A 16078-nucleotide genomic window follows, 5' to 3' on the forward strand; every position below is an offset into this window, starting at 1 on the left:
GGGCGTGGCAGCTCGCGATGATGCTGAGGCTCGAGCCGCGCAGCGCGAACGGGAGGTCGCTGATCTTTCAACACAGGTCTCCTTCCTCCAGGAGGAGATCACCGCGCTGAGGCGGAAGCTGGCCGAGTCACCCCGTCAGGCCAGGGTCCTCGAAGAACGTCTCCATGAGGCACAGGCGAATCTCGCGGCCGTGACAGGCCAGAACGAGCGTCTGGTGGCCACACTCAAGGAGGCCCGGGACCAGATCGTCGCTCTCAAGGAGGAGGTCGACCGGCTGGCGCAGCCGCCGTCCGGCTTCGGCACCTTCCTTGAAGCCCGAGAAGACGGCACGATCGAGGTGTTCACCGGAGGGCGCAAGCTCCGGGTGAACGTCAGCCCCGCCGTCGACGTCGACTCGCTGAGGCGTGGCCAGGAGGTCATGCTCAACGAAGCACTCAACGTGGTCGAGGCGCTCGGCTACGAAGAGGTCGGCGAGATCGTCATGCTCAAGGAACTGCTGGACGAGGGCAAGCGGGCCCTGGTCATCTCGCACGCCGACGAGGAGCGCGTCGTGCGACTGGCCGACTCGCTGGTCGGCCAGCCCATCAGGGCCGGTGACTCGCTCCTGCTCGAACCCCGCTCCGGCTACGTCTACGAGCGCATACCCAAGTCCGAAGTCGAAGAGCTCGTGCTCGAGGAGGTCCCCGACATCTCCTACGAGGAGATCGGCGGGCTCATGCGGCAGATCGAGCAGATCAGGGACGCCATCGAGCTGCCCTACCTGCACGCCGACCTGTTCCGCGAGCACAAACTCCGTCCCCCGAAGGGCGTGCTGCTCTACGGCCCGCCCGGCTGCGGCAAGACGCTCATCGCCAAGGCGGTCGCCAACTCCCTGGCCAAGCAGGTCGCGGAGAAGACCGGCCAGTCCGGCAAGAGCTTCTTCCTCAACATCAAGGGCCCGGAGCTGCTCAACAAGTACGTCGGCGAGACCGAGCGGCACATCCGCCTGGTCTTCCAGCGGGCCCGGGAGAAGGCCTCCGAGGGCACCCCGGTCATCGTGTTCTTCGACGAGATGGACTCGATCTTCCGCACCCGAGGCTCCGGCGTCTCGTCCGACGTGGAGAACACCATCGTCCCTCAGCTGCTGTCGGAGATCGACGGCGTCGAGGGCCTGGAGAACGTCATCGTGATCGGCGCCTCCAACCGCGAGGACATGATCGACCCCGCGATCCTGCGGCCGGGCCGCCTGGACGTGAAGATCAAGATCGAGCGGCCCGACGCCGAGGCGGCCAAGGACATCTTCTCCAAGTACCTGCTGGCCGACCTTCCCCTGCACCCCGACGATCTGTCCGAGCACGGCGACTCTCGCGAGGCGACCATCCACGGCATGATCCAGAGTGTGGTGGAGCGCATGTACACCGAGAGCGAGGAGAACCGCTTCCTCGAGGTGACCTACGCCAACGGTGACAAGGAAGTCCTCTACTTCAAGGACTTCAACTCCGGCGCGATGATCCAGAACATCGTCGACCGGGGCAAGAAGATGGCCATCAAGCAGTTCCTGGAGAGCGGCCAGAAGGGCCTGCGGGTGCAACACCTGCTCACCGCCTGCGTCGACGAGTTCTCCGAGAACGAAGACCTGCCCAACACCACCAACCCCGACGACTGGGCCCGCATCTCCGGCAAGAAGGGCGAGCGGATCGTCTACATCCGCACGCTGGTCTCCGGCAAGCAGGGCACCGAGGCCGGCCGTTCGATCGACACGGTCGCCAACACCGGCCAGTACCTGTAAGGAACGTCTGGAAAGGGCCGCGCGGCCGTCCGCGCGGCCCTTTCCATGCCCGCCGGAGGAGACGGGCGCACGACTTCCGGAGAGGAAGGCCGCGACACGCGTCATCCGGCGTACAAGCCGCCCCGGTGAGGCGCACACTGGGGCCTGTGACGGTCCGTAAACGGGTGGACGTCCGCGTCGAAGGCGTCGTCCAGGGCGTGGGGTTCCGCCCCTTCGTGTATTCGCTGGCCAGCAGGCTCGGCCTGGCCGGCCGCGTGCGCAACGACGTCGAGGGGGTGTACATCGAGGTCGAGGGCGCCCTGGCGGGGGTCGAGGAGTTCCTGACCGCGCTGGAGCGCGACGCGCCCGCCCTGTCGGAGATCGAGAGCGTCACCGTCGTCAGCGGCCCGCCCGCCGGCCACCGGGGCTTCAGCATCGCCGCCGGCGACCCGGCCGGCCCACGCCGCGCCCTCGTCCCGGCCGACCTCGCCACCTGCGACGACTGCCTGCGCGAGCTGGCCGACCCGGCCGGCCGGCGCCACCGCTACCCGTTCATCGCCTGCGCCAACTGCGGGCCGCGCTTCACCGTCGTGCGCGGCGTGCCCTACGACCGGCTGCTGACCACCATGGCCGGGTTCGCGATGTGCGCCGGCTGCTCGGCCGAGTACCACGACCCCGGCGACCGTCACTTCCGCGCCGAGTCCACCTGCTGCCCGGCCTGCGGCCCGTCCCTGCGGCTGCTGGACGCCCGCGGCGCCGAGCTGTGCGGCGACCCGGTCAGCGCGTGCGCGAGCCTGCTGCGGGCCGGCCGCGTCGTCGCCGTCAAGGGGCTGGGCGGGTTCCACCTGGCCGTGCCCGCCGCCCACCAGGAGGCCGCCGCGGCGCTGCGGGCCCGCAAGCACCGCGCGGAGAAGCCGTTCGCCGTCATGGTCGCCGACCTCGACCAGGCCCGCCGGCTGTGCGCGGTCGACGGGCAGGGCGCCGCGCTGCTCACCGGCCGCGCGCGCCCGATCGTGCTGCTGCCCCGGCTGCCCGGCGCGCCCGTCGCCGACGCCGTCGCGCCCGGCAGCCGCGACCTCGGCCTGATGCTGCCCTGCACGCCGCTGCACCACCTGCTGCTCGCGGAGCTGGCCGAGCCCATGGTCCTGACCAGCGGCAGCGTCGGCGACGAGCCCCTCGCCTACGAGGACGCCGACGCGGTCACCCGGCTCGGCGGCATCGCCGACGCCTTCCTCGTCCACGACCGGGCCATCCACGTGCCCGCCGACGACTCGGTGCTGCGTCCCTGGTCCGGCGGGCACACCGTGCTGCGCCGCGCCCGCGGCCACGCGCCCGAGCCGCTCACGCTGCGCCGTCCCGCGCCCCGCCCGGTGCTGGCCTGCGGCGCCGAGCTGCGCAGCACGTTCTGCCTGGTACGCGGCCGGCGCGCGTTCCTGTCCCAGCACATCGGCGACCTGGACGACCAGGAGACCCTGCGCTCCTTCGTCGAGGGCATCGACCACTTCTGCGGCCTGTTCGACATCCGTCCCGAGGTCGTCGCCCACGACCTCGACCCCGGCTACCTGTCCACCAGGCACGCCCTGGAGCTGACCGGCGTCGAGCTGGTCGGCGTCCAGCACCACCACGCCCACATCGCCTCCTGCCTGGCCGACAACGGCGAGACGGGCCCGGTCATCGGCGTGGCCCTCGACGGCCCCGGCCACGGCCTCGACGGCACGCTGTGGGGCGGCGAGTTCCTGCGCGCCGACCTGACCTCCTTCCACCGGCTCGGCCACCTGGCCCTGGTGCCGATGCCCGGCGGCGCCGCCGCGGTCCGCCAGCCGTGGCGCATGGCCGCCGCCTACCTGCGCGACGAGCACCCCGGCCTGGACGTCGTCCGCCGCAACGCCGCCCACTGGCCCGACGTGCTCGCCCGGACCCGCACCGGGCTGGGCGCGCCCATGACCTCCAGCGCCGGGCCGCTGTTCGACGCCGTCGCGGCGCTGCTCGGCATCCGGGACGCCGTCACCTACGAGGGACAGGCGGCCGCCGAGCTCGAACAGCGCGCCGACCCGGCCGAGAGCGGCTCGTACCCGGCGACCATCACCGAGGGCGACCTGCTCGTCGTGCACGCCGCCGACCTCGTCCGGGCCGCCGCCGCCGACGTCGCCGCCGGGGTGGCCACCGGCTCGATCGCGGGCCGCTTCCACAACGGCGTGGCCGACGCCGTCGTGCGCTGCTGCGTCATGCTCAGGGACGGCACCGGCCTGAACACCGTGGCGCTGTCGGGCTCGGTGCTGCAGAACGCGCTGCTGCTCGAACGGGCCGTCGAGCGCCTGCGCGGGGCCGGGTTCCGGGTGCTCACCCACACCCGGGTGCCGCCCGGCGACGGCGGCCTCAGCCTCGGCCAGGCCGCCGTGGCCGCCGCCCGCGACCGGTCCTCGTGACATGCGGCCGGGCGCGCCCGCCAGGTGCCGGGGAACGCCGCCCGGCCCGTCCTAGCATGGCGATCATGCATTTCTTCAACCCCGGCCGCACGCCCTACGCCGAACGCGACCGTGAGCTGATCGGTGTGGAGCACGCCCGGCTCGCCCGCGCCCACTTCGCCCGGCATCCCGCCTACCGGCCCACGCCCGTGCGCACCCTGACCGATCTGGCCGGGGCGGGCACCGTGCACGTCAAGGACGAGAGCGGCCGCATGGGCCTGGGCAGCTTCAAGGCGCTCGGCGGGGCCTACGCCGTGCACCGGCTGTCCGAACGCGACGGCGGCGGCACCACGTACGTCTGCGCCAGCGCCGGCAACCACGGCATCTCGGTCGCGGCCGGGGCCAGGGAGCTCGGCGCGCACTGCGTCGTCTACCTCAGCGAGCAGGTGCCCGAGCCGTTCGCGCACCGGCTGCGCGCCCTGGACGCCGAGGTCCGCCGCGAGGGCGGCGACTACGACGCCAGCCTGGCCGCCGCCCTGCACGCCTCCCAGGAGCACGGCTGGCGCCTGGTCGCCGACACCTCCTGGGCGGGCTACGACGACATCCCCCTGGACGTGATGCGCGGCTACACCGTCCTGTTCGACGAGATCGAGATCCCGCCCACCCACGTGTTCGTGCAGGCCGGGGTGGGCGGGCTGGCCGCCGCCGCGGCCGGGTACACGCGCGACCGCTGGGGCGAGCAGCCGAGGGTCGTCGTGGTCGAGCCCGACGGCGCGCCCTGCCTGCTGGAGAGCGCCCGCGCGGGACGGCCGGTGCACGCGACCGGTTCGCCCACGCGCCTGGGCAGGCTCGACTGCCTGGAACCGTCCCTGATCGCCTTCGACCTGCTGAGCCGCCAGGCCGACCTGTTCGTCACCGTGGCCGACGAGCAGGCCGCGCAGGCCGCCGCGCTGCTGGCCGAGCGCGGGGTGGCGCTGTCGGAGTGCGGCGCGGCGGGGGCCGCCGGGCTGCTCGCCCTCGACCCGGGCACCCGCGAGGCGATCGCGCTGGGCCCGGCCGCCCGCGTGTTGCTGGTGGGAACAGAAGGACCTGTGGAACCAAAGTGATCAGCGGGTCGTCAAAAGGGCGTGCATCAAGCTAACCGGCCAAAGCATGCTCGGGGAGACGGCCGGTTGGCCGAGCTCGACCTGCTGCGTTTCCTCGCCGCCCTGGCGGTCGTCGCCTTCCACTACCTGGTGGCCTTCGCCTCGGTCTGGGGGGCCAGGCCCGCCGCGCTGTTCCCCGCGCTGGCGCCCTTCGCCGGGCTGGGCATCCTCGGCGTCGAGCTGTTCTTCGTCATCAGCGGGTTCGTCATCCTCATGACCGTGTGGGGGAGGGGGCTCGGGGCGTTCGCCCGGTCGCGGCTGGTGCGGCTCTACCCGGCGTACTGGCTGAGCCTCGGCGCGGTGGCGGCCCTGTACGGGCTGACCGGCGCCACCGCGCTGGACCCAAAACTTTCACCAGGCCAGTACCTGGTGAACGCCACCATGTTCCAGCGGCTGTTCAAGGTGGCCGACGCCAGCGGCGTCTACTGGTCGCTCTGGGCCGAGCTGCGCTTCTACCTGCTGATCGCGATCCTGGTGATCGCCGGCGTCACGTACGGGCGCGTGCTGGTCTTCTCGGGCGTGTGGCTGGCCGCCGCGCTGGCCGCCAGGTTCGTGGAGAACGATCTGCTGAAGGAGATCGTCATGCCCGACTACGCCCCCTACTTCGTCGCCGGCATGGCCCTGTATCTCATCCACCAGAACCGCAAGGCCCTGCTCCCGTGGCTGTACGTCGCCGCGGGATACGCCATGGCCGTCCCCGCCGCGCTGGGCCGCGTGCACCGCCGCATCGACGCGGCCGGGTTCAAGAACATGCCCGTCACCGACACCAGCGTGATCGTCACCCTCACCCTGATCTTCGCCGCCATGGCCCTGGTCGCCCTCGGCCTGATCCGCCTCAAGCCCTCCAGGACGCTCACCGCGCTGGGCGCCATCACTTACCCGCTTTACCTCTTCCATGGGGTCGCCGCGGCGGCGCTGATCCCGCTGCTCACCGGCGACCTGTCCCCCTGGGCGGTGGCCCTGGTCACGACTCTGGCCGCCGTCGTGCTGTCGTATCTGATCTACTCCTTTGCCGAACGGCCGATCCAGCGACTCCTCAAGCCCCGCAGATCACCGCAAACCACAACAAGCTCCGCCGTACAGATTCAGAAGGCGTCGGTGCCATAACTCTGTGGCCTCGGGGCACTGTGAAGGGCATAGGCTCGGGCATATAAACGGCGGATAGGCAGATCCGGACGAACAGAGGGTGTTGCATGACGGTGCGTCGGGTGATGGGCATCGAGACCGAATACGGCATCTCCGTACCAGGTCAGCCAGGCGCCAACGCGATGGTGACCTCCTCCCAGGTCGTGAACGCCTACCTGGCCGCCTCGGCGGCCCGCGCGCGCAGAGCGCGATGGGACTTCGAGGAGGAGAACCCGCTGCGCGACGCGCGCGGCTTCGACCTGGCCCGCGAGGTCGCCGATGCCAGCCAGCTCACCGACGAGGACCTCGGGCTGGCCAACGTCATCCTGACCAACGGGGCCAGGCTCTACGTCGATCACGCCCACCCGGAGTACTCCTCGCCGGAGTGCACCAACCCGCGGGCCGCGGTCATCTGGGACAAGGCCGGCGAGCGCGTGATGTACGACGCGGCCACCCGCGCCTCGGCGATCCCGTCCAACGCGCCGATCCAGCTCTACAAGAACAACACCGACGCCAAGGGCGCCTCCTACGGCTGCCACGAGAACTACCTGATGCGGCGCGCCACGCCGTTCGCCGACATCGTCCGGCACCTGACGCCGTTCTTCGTCTCGCGGCAGGTCGTCACCGGCGCCGGCAAGGTCGGCATCGGCCAGGACTCCCGCGGCGAGGGCTTCCAGATCAGCCAGCGCGCCGACTTCTTCGAGGTCGAGGTCGGCCTGGAGACCACGCTCAAGCGGCCCATCATCAACACCCGCGACGAGCCGCACGCCGACCCCGAGAAGTACCGCCGGCTGCACGTGATCATCGGCGACGCCAACATGTCGGAGATCTCCACCTATCTCAAGCTCGGCTCCACCGCGCTCGTCCTGGCCATGATCGAGGAGGGCTTCCTGACCCGCGACCTGGCCGTGGAGAACCCCGTCCAGTCGCTGCGGGCGGTCAGCCACGACCCGACCTGCCGCTACGAGATCCCGATGCGCGACGGCCGCAAGCTCACCGCCGTGCAGCTCCAGATTGAGTACCTGGAGCAGGCCCGCAAGTACGTCGAGGAACGCGGCACCGCCCAGGACGAGATGAACAAGGACGTCCTCGACCGCTGGGAGTCCGTGCTCACGCGCCTGGCCGAGGACCCGATGCAGCTCTCGCGCGAGCTCGACTGGGTCGCCAAGCTGGAGCTGCTGGAGGGCTACCGCACCCGCGACAGCCTGCCCTGGTCCCACCCGCGGCTGCAGCTCGTCGACCTCCAGTACTCCGACATCCGCCCCGACCGCGGCCTGTACAACCGGCTCGTGGCGCGCGGCCGCATGCAGCGCCTGATCAGCGAGGAGGAGGTCGAGCGCGCGATCGAGCTGCCGCCGACCGACACCCGCGCCTACTTCCGCGGGCGCTGCCTGAGCCAGTACAGCGAGTCGGTGGCCGCCGCCTCCTGGGACTCGGTGATCTTCGACATCCCCGGCCGGGAGTCCCTGCAGCGCGTGCCCACGCTCGAACCGCTGCGCGGCACCAAGGCCCACGTCGGCGAGCTCTTCGACCGCTGCCGCACCGCGGCCGAGCTGGTCGCGGCGCTGACCGGCACCGGGGAGTAGCCCCGGGCCGTCCCGGGGCTCACAGCAGGCCGATGCCGAGCGTCAGCGTGCCCGCGGCCAGCGACGCGCCGCCCACCGCGGTCAGCCAGATCAGCCGGTTCGGCTTGGTGTCGCGCGGACGCAGCACCGACAGGAAGAAGCCCAGCGGCATCAGGATGGGCGCGGCCACGATGAGCGTGCGCGTCAGCGCCTTCACGCCTTCGGACAGGCTCGCCTGGTCCACGTACACCATCGCGACCAGGCTGAACAGCACCAGGACGCCCGCGTGCGCGTGCCCGGCCCGCCACAGGCCCCTGCGGACGGGGTTGTCCAGATAGCCCGGCTCGTTGCGCATGAGGAAGCGCAGCAGCGTCACGCCGCCGAACGCGACGCCGGGGACTGTGATGAGGAGCACACCTGCCGTGTGCAGCGACGAAGGCGACATGTCGGGATCTCCTTGTGTAGAGGTGGATCCATTATTAGATAGGAGCGCTATCCAGTCAAGCCGCCAAGATCGCAGGGCGTAGGACGCGAAATGTCGTCCGGTTCGGGGAAGATATGCCTTAGAGGCAGTCCCCCAAGCGGAGGTAGGACATGGCAACCAAGGACACCGGCGGGCAGAAGCAGACCGGCCGGCGTGAGGCCGAAGTTGAGGAGACCGAGGCCTCGGCGGCGCCGGACGTGCAGGAGCGACAGGAGAAGCTCACTGACGATGTGGACGCGATCCTGGACGAAATCGACGAAGTGCTCGAAGAGAACGCAGAGGAATTCGTGCGTTCCTATGTGCAAAAGGGTGGCGAGTAGGGCCAGTAGGGCCTTGTCCTCACCGCTCTGACCATGGGGAAGGATGAGCCCCGGCCGACCCGGCCGGGGCTCACTCCTCGGACCAGCCCGGTGCTGTTCAGTCGGGCGCCGTGTAGTCGACCGCCACGCCGAGCAGCCGGACCGGGCGGTCCAGGTCGAAGCGGCCCAGCGCGGCGAGCGCCGCCTCGGTCAGCACGCCGGCGTCGGCCGTGGGCTCAGGAAGCGTGCACTGCCGGGTTCGGGTCAGGAACGGGGTGAAGCGCACCTTGACCGTCACCCGCGCGCAGAGACGCCCCGCCACCACGGCGTCGCGGGCCACCTGCCCGGCGAGATCGGCCACCTGGCCGGCGACGGCCTCCCGATCGGTGAGGTCACGGGGGAAGGTGATCTCGCGGCTGTGCCCGCGGGCCACCCAGGGAGTGGTGTCCACCTCGGCCTCGCCCCTGCCGAGGGCCAGATAGTGGTACCAGGGGCCGTTCACCGGACCGAAGGCGCGGGCCAGCTCGGCGGGGTCGGCGGCGGCCAGGTCGGCGACCGTGCGCAGGCCGAGCCCGGCGAGCTTCCTCGCCGTCCGGGCGCCGATGCCCCACAGCGCGTCGGTCGGCCGGTCGTTCATCACCTCGGCCCAGTTCTCGCTGGTCAGGCGGTATATGCCGGCCGGTTTGGCGAAGGCCGAGGCGAGCTTGGCCTGGTGCTTGTTGTCGCCGATGCCGACCGAGCAGCTCAGCGTGGTGCGGTCGAGCACCACCCGCCGCAGGTCGGCCGCCAGCGCCTCGGGGTCGTCGGTCGTGGCGCCGACGAACGCCTCGTCCCAGCCCCAGACCTCCACCAGCACCGGCAGCTCGCGCAGGGCGGCCATGACGCGCTCGGAGGCGGCCTCGTAGGCGGGCGGGTCGCTGGGCAGGAAGACGGCGTCGGGGCAGCGCCGCAGCGCGGTGCGCAGCGGCATGCCGGAGTGCACGCCGTGCGCGCGGGCCTCGTAGGTGGCGGTCGCGGCGACCGTGCGCGGCTGGGCGGGGTCGCCGGAACCGCCCACGACGACGGGCCTGCCGCGCAGCTCGGGATGGCGCAGCAGCTCGACGGCGGCGATGAACTGGTCGAGGTCGACGTGCAGGATCCAGGACCTGGCCATGAGTCCAGTATGCGAGGCGGTCCGCCCGGGGTCACAGCAGCCGGTCGTCGCGGTAGACCAGGGCGCGGCGCGGCACGGCCCAGCGGGCGGCGCCGAGCGGCGGCTCCTCGCCCTCCGGCACGACGGCCTGGACGAGCGCGTCCGGCGACTCCAGGGTGACGAGGGTGTGGGTGCCCATGTTCTCCAGGACGGAGACGACGCCGGGGAAGGCGTCGGGGCGCTCGGCGGGGGACAGGTCCATGTACTCCGGGCGTACGCCGTACGTCACGGGGACGTCGTCGTCCGGGGCCAGGCCGTCGGGCAGGGGGCGCAGGGCGCCGGCCACCTTGAGCCCGGAGCCGGTGACCTGGGCGGGCAGCAGGTTCATCGGGGTGGAGCCGATGAAGGAGGCCACGAACGTGGTGGCCGGCCGGTGGAAGATCTCCGCCGGGGTGCCGACCTGGATCATCGAGCCCCTGGACATGACGGCGATGCGGTCGGCCAGCGCGAGCGCCTCGGCCTGGTCGTGCGTGACGAACACGGTGGTGACGGCCAGCTCCCGCTGCAGCCGCTTGAGGAAGGTGCGCGCCTCCAGGCGCAGGCGGGCGTCGAGGTTGGACAGCGGCTCGTCGAACAGGAACGCGGCCGGATGGCAGGCGATCGCGCGGGCCAGCGCCACCCGCTGCTGCTGGCCGCCGGACAGCTCGGACGGACGCCGCAGCAGCAGCTCGGTGAGGCTGAGCCGGGCCGCGACCTCGGCCGCCTTCTCGGTCCGGCGGGCGCGGGGGACCTTCCTGATGCGCAGCGGGTAGGCGATGTTGGCGGTGACGTCCATGTGGGGGAAGATCGCGTAGTCCTGGAAGACCATGGCGACGTCGCGCTCGCCCGGCGGCAGCGCGGTGACGTCCCTGCCGTTGATGGCGACGGTCCCGGAGGTGGGGATCTCCAGGCCGGCGATGCTGCGCAGGAGGGTGGTCTTGCCGCAGCCGGAGGGGCCGAGCAGGGCGAAGAACTCGCCGTCCTCGATGGTGAGGGCGAGGTCGTCGAGCGCGCGTACGCCCCCGGGGAACACCTTGGTCAGGCCGTGCAGGGAGATCAACGCTTGATTCCTCCGTGGAAGCGGAAACCGTACCGCTGGGAGACGAACAGGTACATCAGCACCACCGGCAGGGAGTACAGCAGCGAGAAGGCGGAGATGAGGTCGAGCCGGGGCGCGCCGCCCTCGGTGTAGAGCGTGTAGAGGATGATCGAGCCGGGCGCCTTCTCGGGATCGCGCAGCAGGATGAACTGGAACAGGAACCCGCCCCACACGCTGGCCAGCGCCCACACGGCGATGGTGGCCAGCCCCGGCCGGACGAGCGGCACCACGATGTGCCGCAGGATCTGCAGCGACGAGGCGCCGAAGACCCGGGCCGACTCCTCGTAGGAGGTGGGCGTCTCGTCCATGAAGTCCTTGAGAATGAAGATCGCGGCGGGCAGCAGACCGGCCGAGACCACGAGGACGACGCCGAGATGGGTGTCGATGAGGCCGAGCCGGGTGGCCAGCTCGAAGATCGGCACCATCGCCGCGGTGCCGGTGACCACGGACGACAGCAGCAGGAGCAGGTAGAGCAGGACGTCGCGGCCGGGCAGCCGCACCCGCGACAGGGCGTAGGCGGCCAGCGCCGACAGGACGACGACCAGCACCGCCGCCCCGCCCCCCTGGATCAGGGAGTTGCGGATCGAGCCCAGCGCGTACGGGTTGTCCAGGACGGCGGCGAAGTTGCGCAGCGTGAACTCGGGGATCGACGTGGTGATCGTCGGCGTGTCGTCGAAGGGCGCGCTGGCCAGCCAGAGCATGGGCAGCGCGAAGAAGGCCAGGACGACGGCGACGAACACGGTGGCGGCCAGCCGTCCGAGCGTGTGGCGGATCATGCGGGCGGTCCTCCGGCGGCGGCGACCTCCCGCGTGCGGCGACGTCCGCGCAGCAACCGCAGGTAGGCCAGGGCGAAGACGAGGTTGATCAGCAGGATGAGGAAGGAGATGGCGGCGCCGACGCCGAGCTGCCCGTCCTGGAGGGCGACGCGGTAGACGTACACGGGCAGGATCTCCGAGCGGCCCTCGGGCCCGCCGCCGGTCAGCACGAACGGCGTGAAGTCGTTGAACGTCCACAGGCTGATCAGCAGCAGGTTCGTCAGGACGTGCCGTCTGATGGCGGGCAGCACCACGTCGCGCAGCTGCTGCGGCACGCTCGCGCCGGCCAGCCGGGCGGTCTCCAGGTGCGAGGGCGGCACGTTCTCCAGGGCGGCCGAGTAGAGCATCATCGAGAACGCGGTGCCGCGCCACACGTTGAAGACGATGATCGACAGCAGCGGGTAGTCCAGCAGCCAGGCGAACCCGGGCGTGTGCAGCAGGGCGTTGAGCGTGCCGTCGTCGCGGTCGAGCAGTGCGAACCACAACATGCCGACCACGGTGCTGGGCAGGATCCACGACAGCAGCACCGCGCCCTCGACGACCCGGCGCAGCGGGCCGGTGCGCGAGCGCAGGATCCAGGCCAGGGCGAAGCCCAGCCCGGCCTGCCCGACGACGGCCGAGCCGCCGACGTACAGCAGGGTGAGCCACAGCGAGGACAGGAAGCGCGGGTCGGCGAGCGCGGCGGTGTAGTTGTCCAGTCCGACGACCTGGGGGTCGGCGGCGGCCAGGCCGGTCAGCCGGTAGTCGGTCAGGCCGAGGTAGACGGTCCACAGGGCCGGGAAGAGCAGGAAGACGCCGATCAGGACCAGGGCGGGCAGGACGAACGCGACCGCCCTGCCCCGGCCCAGCCCCGCGGCGTCAGCCGCTGACGTTGGCCGCGCCACCCACCAGTCCCTCCAGCTTGCTCCGGTACGCCGCGGCCGCCTCGTCGGCGCTCTTCCCGGCCACCACGGCCGCGGTGGCCTCCTGCAGGGCGGTGGAGACCTGCGGGTAGACGGCCAGGCCCGGCCGGTAGGCGGTGATGGGCAGCACCTCGTCGGCGACGAACTTGAGCATGGGGTCGGCGCCCAGCACCTCTTCGTTGACGTCGGTACGGGCGCTGACGCGGGCCTGCCCGGCCAGCTGCGACTTGGTCGCGGCGGCCGAGTGCATGAAGGCCAGCAGCTCCCAGGCCGCCTTGGGGTTCTTGGAGAAGGGGTTGAGCACGCGGACCGCCCCGCCGGACATGCTGACGAAGTCCTGGCCGCGGATGCCGCCGCCGGGCTGCCTGGCCGGGATCTTGGCGTAGCCCACGACCTGGTCGCGGTCGGGCATGGGGGCGACCCCGGCCTTGGGCTCGATGACCGAGCGCCAGAAGTAGTCGCTCTCGGCCAGGACGGCGATCTTGCCGGCGGCGAACTGCGCGAAGGACTTGTCGCGGCCCTTGGCCTCCTGCTGGAGCTTGGGGTCGCCGAGCCCGCTGCCGCCGTAGACCTGCTGGTAGAAGCCGAGGACGTCCTTGACGGCCTGGGAGGCGCCGGTCCACTTGCCCGAGGCGTAGATCTCCGCCCCGGCGCCGGCCAGCAGCGGCAGCACGCCCTGCATGGTGGTGGCCTCGCCCATGGCGGTGCCGGCGTCGATCTGGAGGGGGGTGGGCACCCCGGCGGCCTTGAGCTTGACGCCGGCGTCGATGATCTGCTGCCAGCTGGTCGGCTGCCAGGTCTCGGGCAGCCCGGCCTTCCTGAACAGCGCCTTGTTGTAGTAGAGCACGCGGCCGTCGGTGCCCTGGGGCAGGCCGTACTTCTTGCCGTCGAAGATGCCAAGGCCCTGGACGGCCTGCGGGATCTGCGACCAGCCCTCCCACTGCTCGACGCCGGCGCCGCCGACCTCGGTGAGCGGCTTGATGTATCCGGCCTGGGCGAACTCGCCGACCCAGATGCCGTCGAGGTCGATGACGTCGGCCCCGGTCCGGGACTTGAGGTCGAGGGCGATCCTGGTCTTGTACTGCTCGTCGTCCACGCCGTTGCCCTGGAAGAGCACCTTGACGTTCTGATGGGTCTTCTCGAACTCGGGGATGACCCACTTCTTGATCCAGGTGGCGGACTCGGAGTTCTTGCCGCCCTCGATGGAGTTGGCGGTGATGGTGAGGGTGATGCTGCCCCCGGACTGGGTGCCGGAGCCGCAGGAGGTGAGGGCCAGGACGGCTGCGGCCGCGGCGAGCGCGGGCCGGCTGGGGAGTCGCAAGTCGGCCTCCTGTTCAGGACGTGCAGACATACCGACAATCGCACGGGGTGTGGCAGGCGTAAAGAAACGATCTGATGAACGGTTCGCCGTGAGCTGATCGTGGGAAGTGCAGACAGCAGCGCAACATGAGTAGGGTCGGCCTAGAGACACTGATGTTGGGAGGGAGTCGCGTGGCACCGAACAGGGATCTGCCCGTCGGCCTGGTGGACCAGCTTTTCCGAAACTCAGGGAACTCCTCGTTCACCGAGTTCGTCGGCTCTTACGCGCCCGAGTTGCTGCCGCAGCGTCACCAGGCGCTGGCCACTCCGATCGGCGACCAGGTCCCGCACGCGACCACGATCGTGGCCGCCACCTTCGCCGGCGGCGTGGTGATGGCGGGCGACCGGCGGGCCACGTCGGGGAACATCATCTCGCAGCGTGACATCGAGAAGGTGTTCCGCTCCGACGACTACTCGTGCATGGGCATCGCGGGCACCGCCAGCACCGGCATCGAGATGGCCCGCCTCTACCGCGTGGAGCTGGAGCACTACGAGAAGATGGAGGGCCGCACGCTGTCGGTGGCGGGCAAGGCCAACCGCCTGGCCACCATGATCCGCGGCAACCTCGGCATGGCGATGCAGGGCCTGGTGGTGGTGCCGCTGTTCGCGGCTTACGACCCCGATCGCGACGAGGGCCGCATCTTCAGCTACGACGTGGCGGGCGGCCCCTACGAGCGCGACCGGTACGACGCCATCGGCTCCGGCTCGATCTTCGCCCGCGGCTCGCTGAAGAAGCTCTACCGCGACGGCGCCTCGGCCGACGACATGGTGATGACGGTGATCCAGGCCCTCTACGACGCGGCCGACGACGACTCGGCGACCGGCGGGCCCGACGTGTCCAGGAAGATCTGGCCGATCGTGTCGGTGATCGACGCCGACGGCTTCCGCAGGCTGACCGATCAGCAGGTGGCCGCCAAGGTCGAACAGATGCTGGAGGCCCGGATGATCTCGCCCGACGGCCCCATCGCCCCGCTGCGCTAGAAAGGACCACTGCCCGTGTCCATGCCTTTTGGATATGCGTCCCCTGAGCAGATCATGCGGGACAAGGCCGACTACGCGCGCAAGGGCATCGCGCGGGGCCGGTCGGTCGTCGTGTTGCAGTACGTCGACGGCATCCTGTTCGTGGCGCCCAACCCGTCGCGGGCGCTGCACAAGATCAGCGAGATCTACGACCGCATCGGGTTCGCCGCCGTCGGCCGCTACAACGAGTTCGAGGAGCTGCGTCTCGGCGGCATCCGCTACGCCGACATCAACGGCTACACCTACGACCGCTCCGACGTGACCGGCCGCGGGCTGGCCAACCTCTACGCCTCCAACCTGGGCCGCATCTTCACCGAGTCGATCAAGTCGCTGGAGGTGGAGGTCGTCGTCGCCGAGGTCGGCGACACCCCCGACGGCGACGCCATCTACCGGCTGACCTTCGACGGCTCGGTGTTCGACGAGCACGGCTTCGCGGCCATGGGCGGCCAGGCCGACGCCGTGGCCGGGCGGCTGAAGGAGCGCTACCGCGAGTCGATGTCGCTGGCCGACGCCCTTGAGGTGGCGCTGGCCGCGCTCACCGAGCCGGGCGGCGAGCGGCCGCCGGTCACCCAGCTGGAGGTCGCGGTGCTCGACCGCAACCGCGAGCACCGCAAGTTCCTGCGGCTGACGGGCGCGCGGCTGGAGCGCCTGCTCGCCCAGACGACGACGTCCGCCACGCCGCCCGCGGCGCCGCCGACCGGGCCCGCCGCGGAGTCGTCCGAGCCGGCGTCCGAGACCCCGCCCGCCACCCCGCCGGCCACGCCGCCCGCCACCCCGCCCGCGCCGCCGACCGGTCCGCCCACGGGCCCCGAGGGCGACGTCGACGACGGTTCCGGGCCGCTCTGAGGCTTCGACGACCGCCGGAACAGGGCGAGGGCTGCCGTGGCGGCCCTCGCCCTGTTGCGTGAGGCCACCGCCCGCGACGGGGGCCCGCGCTGTGTG

14 protein-coding genes are annotated in these 16078 nt (G+C 71.2%); 8 read left to right on the forward strand and 6 right to left on the reverse strand.

What is annotated here, in order from left to right; translation table 11 throughout:
• The first annotated feature begins 4 nt into the window (after positions 1 to 4).
• The 5 genes from arc to dop all read left to right on the forward strand — a co-directional run bounded on the left by arc (position 5) and on the right by dop (position 8008).
• Positions 5 to 1768 (forward strand): proteasome ATPase, encoded by a 1764-nt coding sequence (gene arc / locus ABT158_RS43680; RefSeq protein WP_352364052.1) that lies wholly within the window; start codon positions 5 to 7, stop codon positions 1766 to 1768.
• A 146-nt stretch (positions 1769 to 1914) separates the two neighbouring features.
• On the forward strand, positions 1915 to 4173 hold the full coding sequence (gene hypF / locus ABT158_RS43685) for a carbamoyltransferase HypF (protein ID WP_352364054.1): 2259 nt from the start codon (positions 1915 to 1917) through the stop codon (positions 4171 to 4173).
• Positions 4174 to 4238: 65 nt separating this feature from the next.
• The gene (locus ABT158_RS43690) at positions 4239 to 5258 is read left to right on the forward strand and encodes a pyridoxal-phosphate dependent enzyme (RefSeq protein ID WP_352364056.1); all 1020 of its coding nucleotides are present in this window, start codon (positions 4239 to 4241) and stop codon (positions 5256 to 5258) included.
• A 66-nt stretch (positions 5259 to 5324) separates the two neighbouring features.
• Positions 5325 to 6404 carry an acyltransferase family protein gene (locus ABT158_RS43695; protein ID WP_352364058.1) on the forward strand — a complete coding sequence of 360 codons (1080 nt, stop codon included), beginning with the start codon at positions 5325 to 5327 and terminating at the stop codon, positions 6402 to 6404.
• Between the two features lie 86 nt (positions 6405 to 6490).
• Positions 6491 to 8008, forward strand: a complete 1518-nt coding sequence (dop, locus tag ABT158_RS43700; protein WP_352364060.1) for a depupylase/deamidase Dop — start codon at positions 6491 to 6493, stop codon at positions 8006 to 8008.
• Positions 8009 to 8027: 19 nt separating this feature from the next.
• On the opposite strand, the gene ABT158_RS43705 is transcribed toward dop, so the two are convergent.
• Positions 8028 to 8432: a hypothetical protein gene (locus ABT158_RS43705; RefSeq protein WP_352327589.1), complete on the reverse strand. Its 405-nt coding sequence runs from the start codon at positions 8430 to 8432 to the stop codon at positions 8028 to 8030.
• Positions 8433 to 8581: 149 nt separating this feature from the next.
• Between ABT158_RS43705 and ABT158_RS43710 the strand changes: the two genes are divergently transcribed.
• On the forward strand, positions 8582 to 8791 hold the full coding sequence (locus tag ABT158_RS43710) for a ubiquitin-like protein Pup (protein ID WP_132622197.1): 210 nt from the start codon (positions 8582 to 8584) through the stop codon (positions 8789 to 8791).
• A 97-nt stretch (positions 8792 to 8888) separates the two neighbouring features.
• Here the strand turns inward: ABT158_RS43710 and ABT158_RS43715 are convergent, their stop codons facing one another.
• The 5 genes from ABT158_RS43715 to ABT158_RS43735 are packed head-to-tail and all read right to left on the reverse strand — an operon-like array spanning position 8889 to position 14078.
• Positions 8889 to 9923 carry a DNA polymerase IV gene (locus ABT158_RS43715; RefSeq protein WP_352364063.1) on the reverse strand — a complete coding sequence of 345 codons (1035 nt, stop codon included), beginning with the start codon at positions 9921 to 9923 and terminating at the stop codon, positions 8889 to 8891.
• Positions 9924 to 9954: 31 nt separating this feature from the next.
• Positions 9955 to 11001, reverse strand: coding sequence for an ABC transporter ATP-binding protein (locus tag ABT158_RS43720; RefSeq protein ID WP_352364065.1), 1047 nt, complete (start codon positions 10999 to 11001; stop codon positions 9955 to 9957).
• Entirely contained in the window at positions 10998 to 11816 is an 819-nt protein-coding gene (locus ABT158_RS43725) for a carbohydrate ABC transporter permease (RefSeq protein ID WP_352364067.1), read from the reverse strand. The genes ABT158_RS43720 and ABT158_RS43725 overlap by 4 nt, the downstream gene beginning before the upstream one ends.
• Complete coding sequence (locus tag ABT158_RS43730; protein WP_352364069.1) at positions 11813 to 12739, reverse strand: carbohydrate ABC transporter permease; 927 nt, start codon at positions 12737 to 12739, stop codon at positions 11813 to 11815. The genes ABT158_RS43725 and ABT158_RS43730 overlap by 4 nt, the downstream gene beginning before the upstream one ends.
• Positions 12714 to 14078, reverse strand: coding sequence for an extracellular solute-binding protein (locus ABT158_RS43735; protein ID WP_352364071.1), 1365 nt, complete (start codon positions 14076 to 14078; stop codon positions 12714 to 12716). The genes ABT158_RS43730 and ABT158_RS43735 overlap by 26 nt, the downstream gene beginning before the upstream one ends.
• A 152-nt stretch (positions 14079 to 14230) precedes the next feature.
• Here ABT158_RS43735 and prcB point away from each other — a divergent pair, with 152 nt between their 5' ends.
• Both prcB and prcA read left to right on the forward strand, forming a co-directional pair.
• Positions 14231 to 15097 (forward strand): proteasome subunit beta, encoded by an 867-nt coding sequence (gene prcB / locus ABT158_RS43740; protein WP_387680249.1) that lies wholly within the window; start codon positions 14231 to 14233, stop codon positions 15095 to 15097.
• Between the two features lie 21 nt (positions 15098 to 15118).
• Complete coding sequence (gene prcA, locus ABT158_RS43745; RefSeq protein ID WP_352364075.1) at positions 15119 to 15982, forward strand: proteasome subunit alpha; 864 nt, start codon at positions 15119 to 15121, stop codon at positions 15980 to 15982.
• Positions 15983 to 16078: the final 96 nt, after the last annotated feature.

The sequence above is a fragment of the Nonomuraea sp. NPDC001636 genome (genome assembly GCF_040298265.1).
Lineage (GTDB): Bacteria > Actinomycetota > Actinomycetes > Streptosporangiales > Streptosporangiaceae > Nonomuraea.

Bases quoted from the DNA above. Each gene is read 5' to 3' on its own strand.
- ABT158_RS43725 (WP_352364067.1), bottom strand. From the start codon at position 11,816: ATGATCCGCCACACGCTCGGACGGCTGGCCGCCACCGTGTTCGTCGCC.
- prcB (WP_387680249.1), top strand. From the start codon at position 14,231: ATGTTGGGAGGGAGTCGCGTGGCACCGAACAGGGATCTGCCCGTCGGC.
- dop (WP_352364060.1), top strand. From the start codon at position 6,491: ATGACGGTGCGTCGGGTGATGGGCATCGAGACCGAATACGGCATCTCC.
- ABT158_RS43710 (WP_132622197.1), top strand. From the start codon at position 8,582: ATGGCAACCAAGGACACCGGCGGGCAGAAGCAGACCGGCCGGCGTGAG.
- ABT158_RS43705 (WP_352327589.1), bottom strand. From the start codon at position 8,432: ATGTCGCCTTCGTCGCTGCACACGGCAGGTGTGCTCCTCATCACAGTC.
- ABT158_RS43715 (WP_352364063.1), bottom strand. From the start codon at position 9,923: ATGGCCAGGTCCTGGATCCTGCACGTCGACCTCGACCAGTTCATCGCC.
- prcA (WP_352364075.1), top strand. From the start codon at position 15,119: ATGCCTTTTGGATATGCGTCCCCTGAGCAGATCATGCGGGACAAGGCC.
- ABT158_RS43690 (WP_352364056.1), top strand. From the start codon at position 4,239: ATGCATTTCTTCAACCCCGGCCGCACGCCCTACGCCGAACGCGACCGT.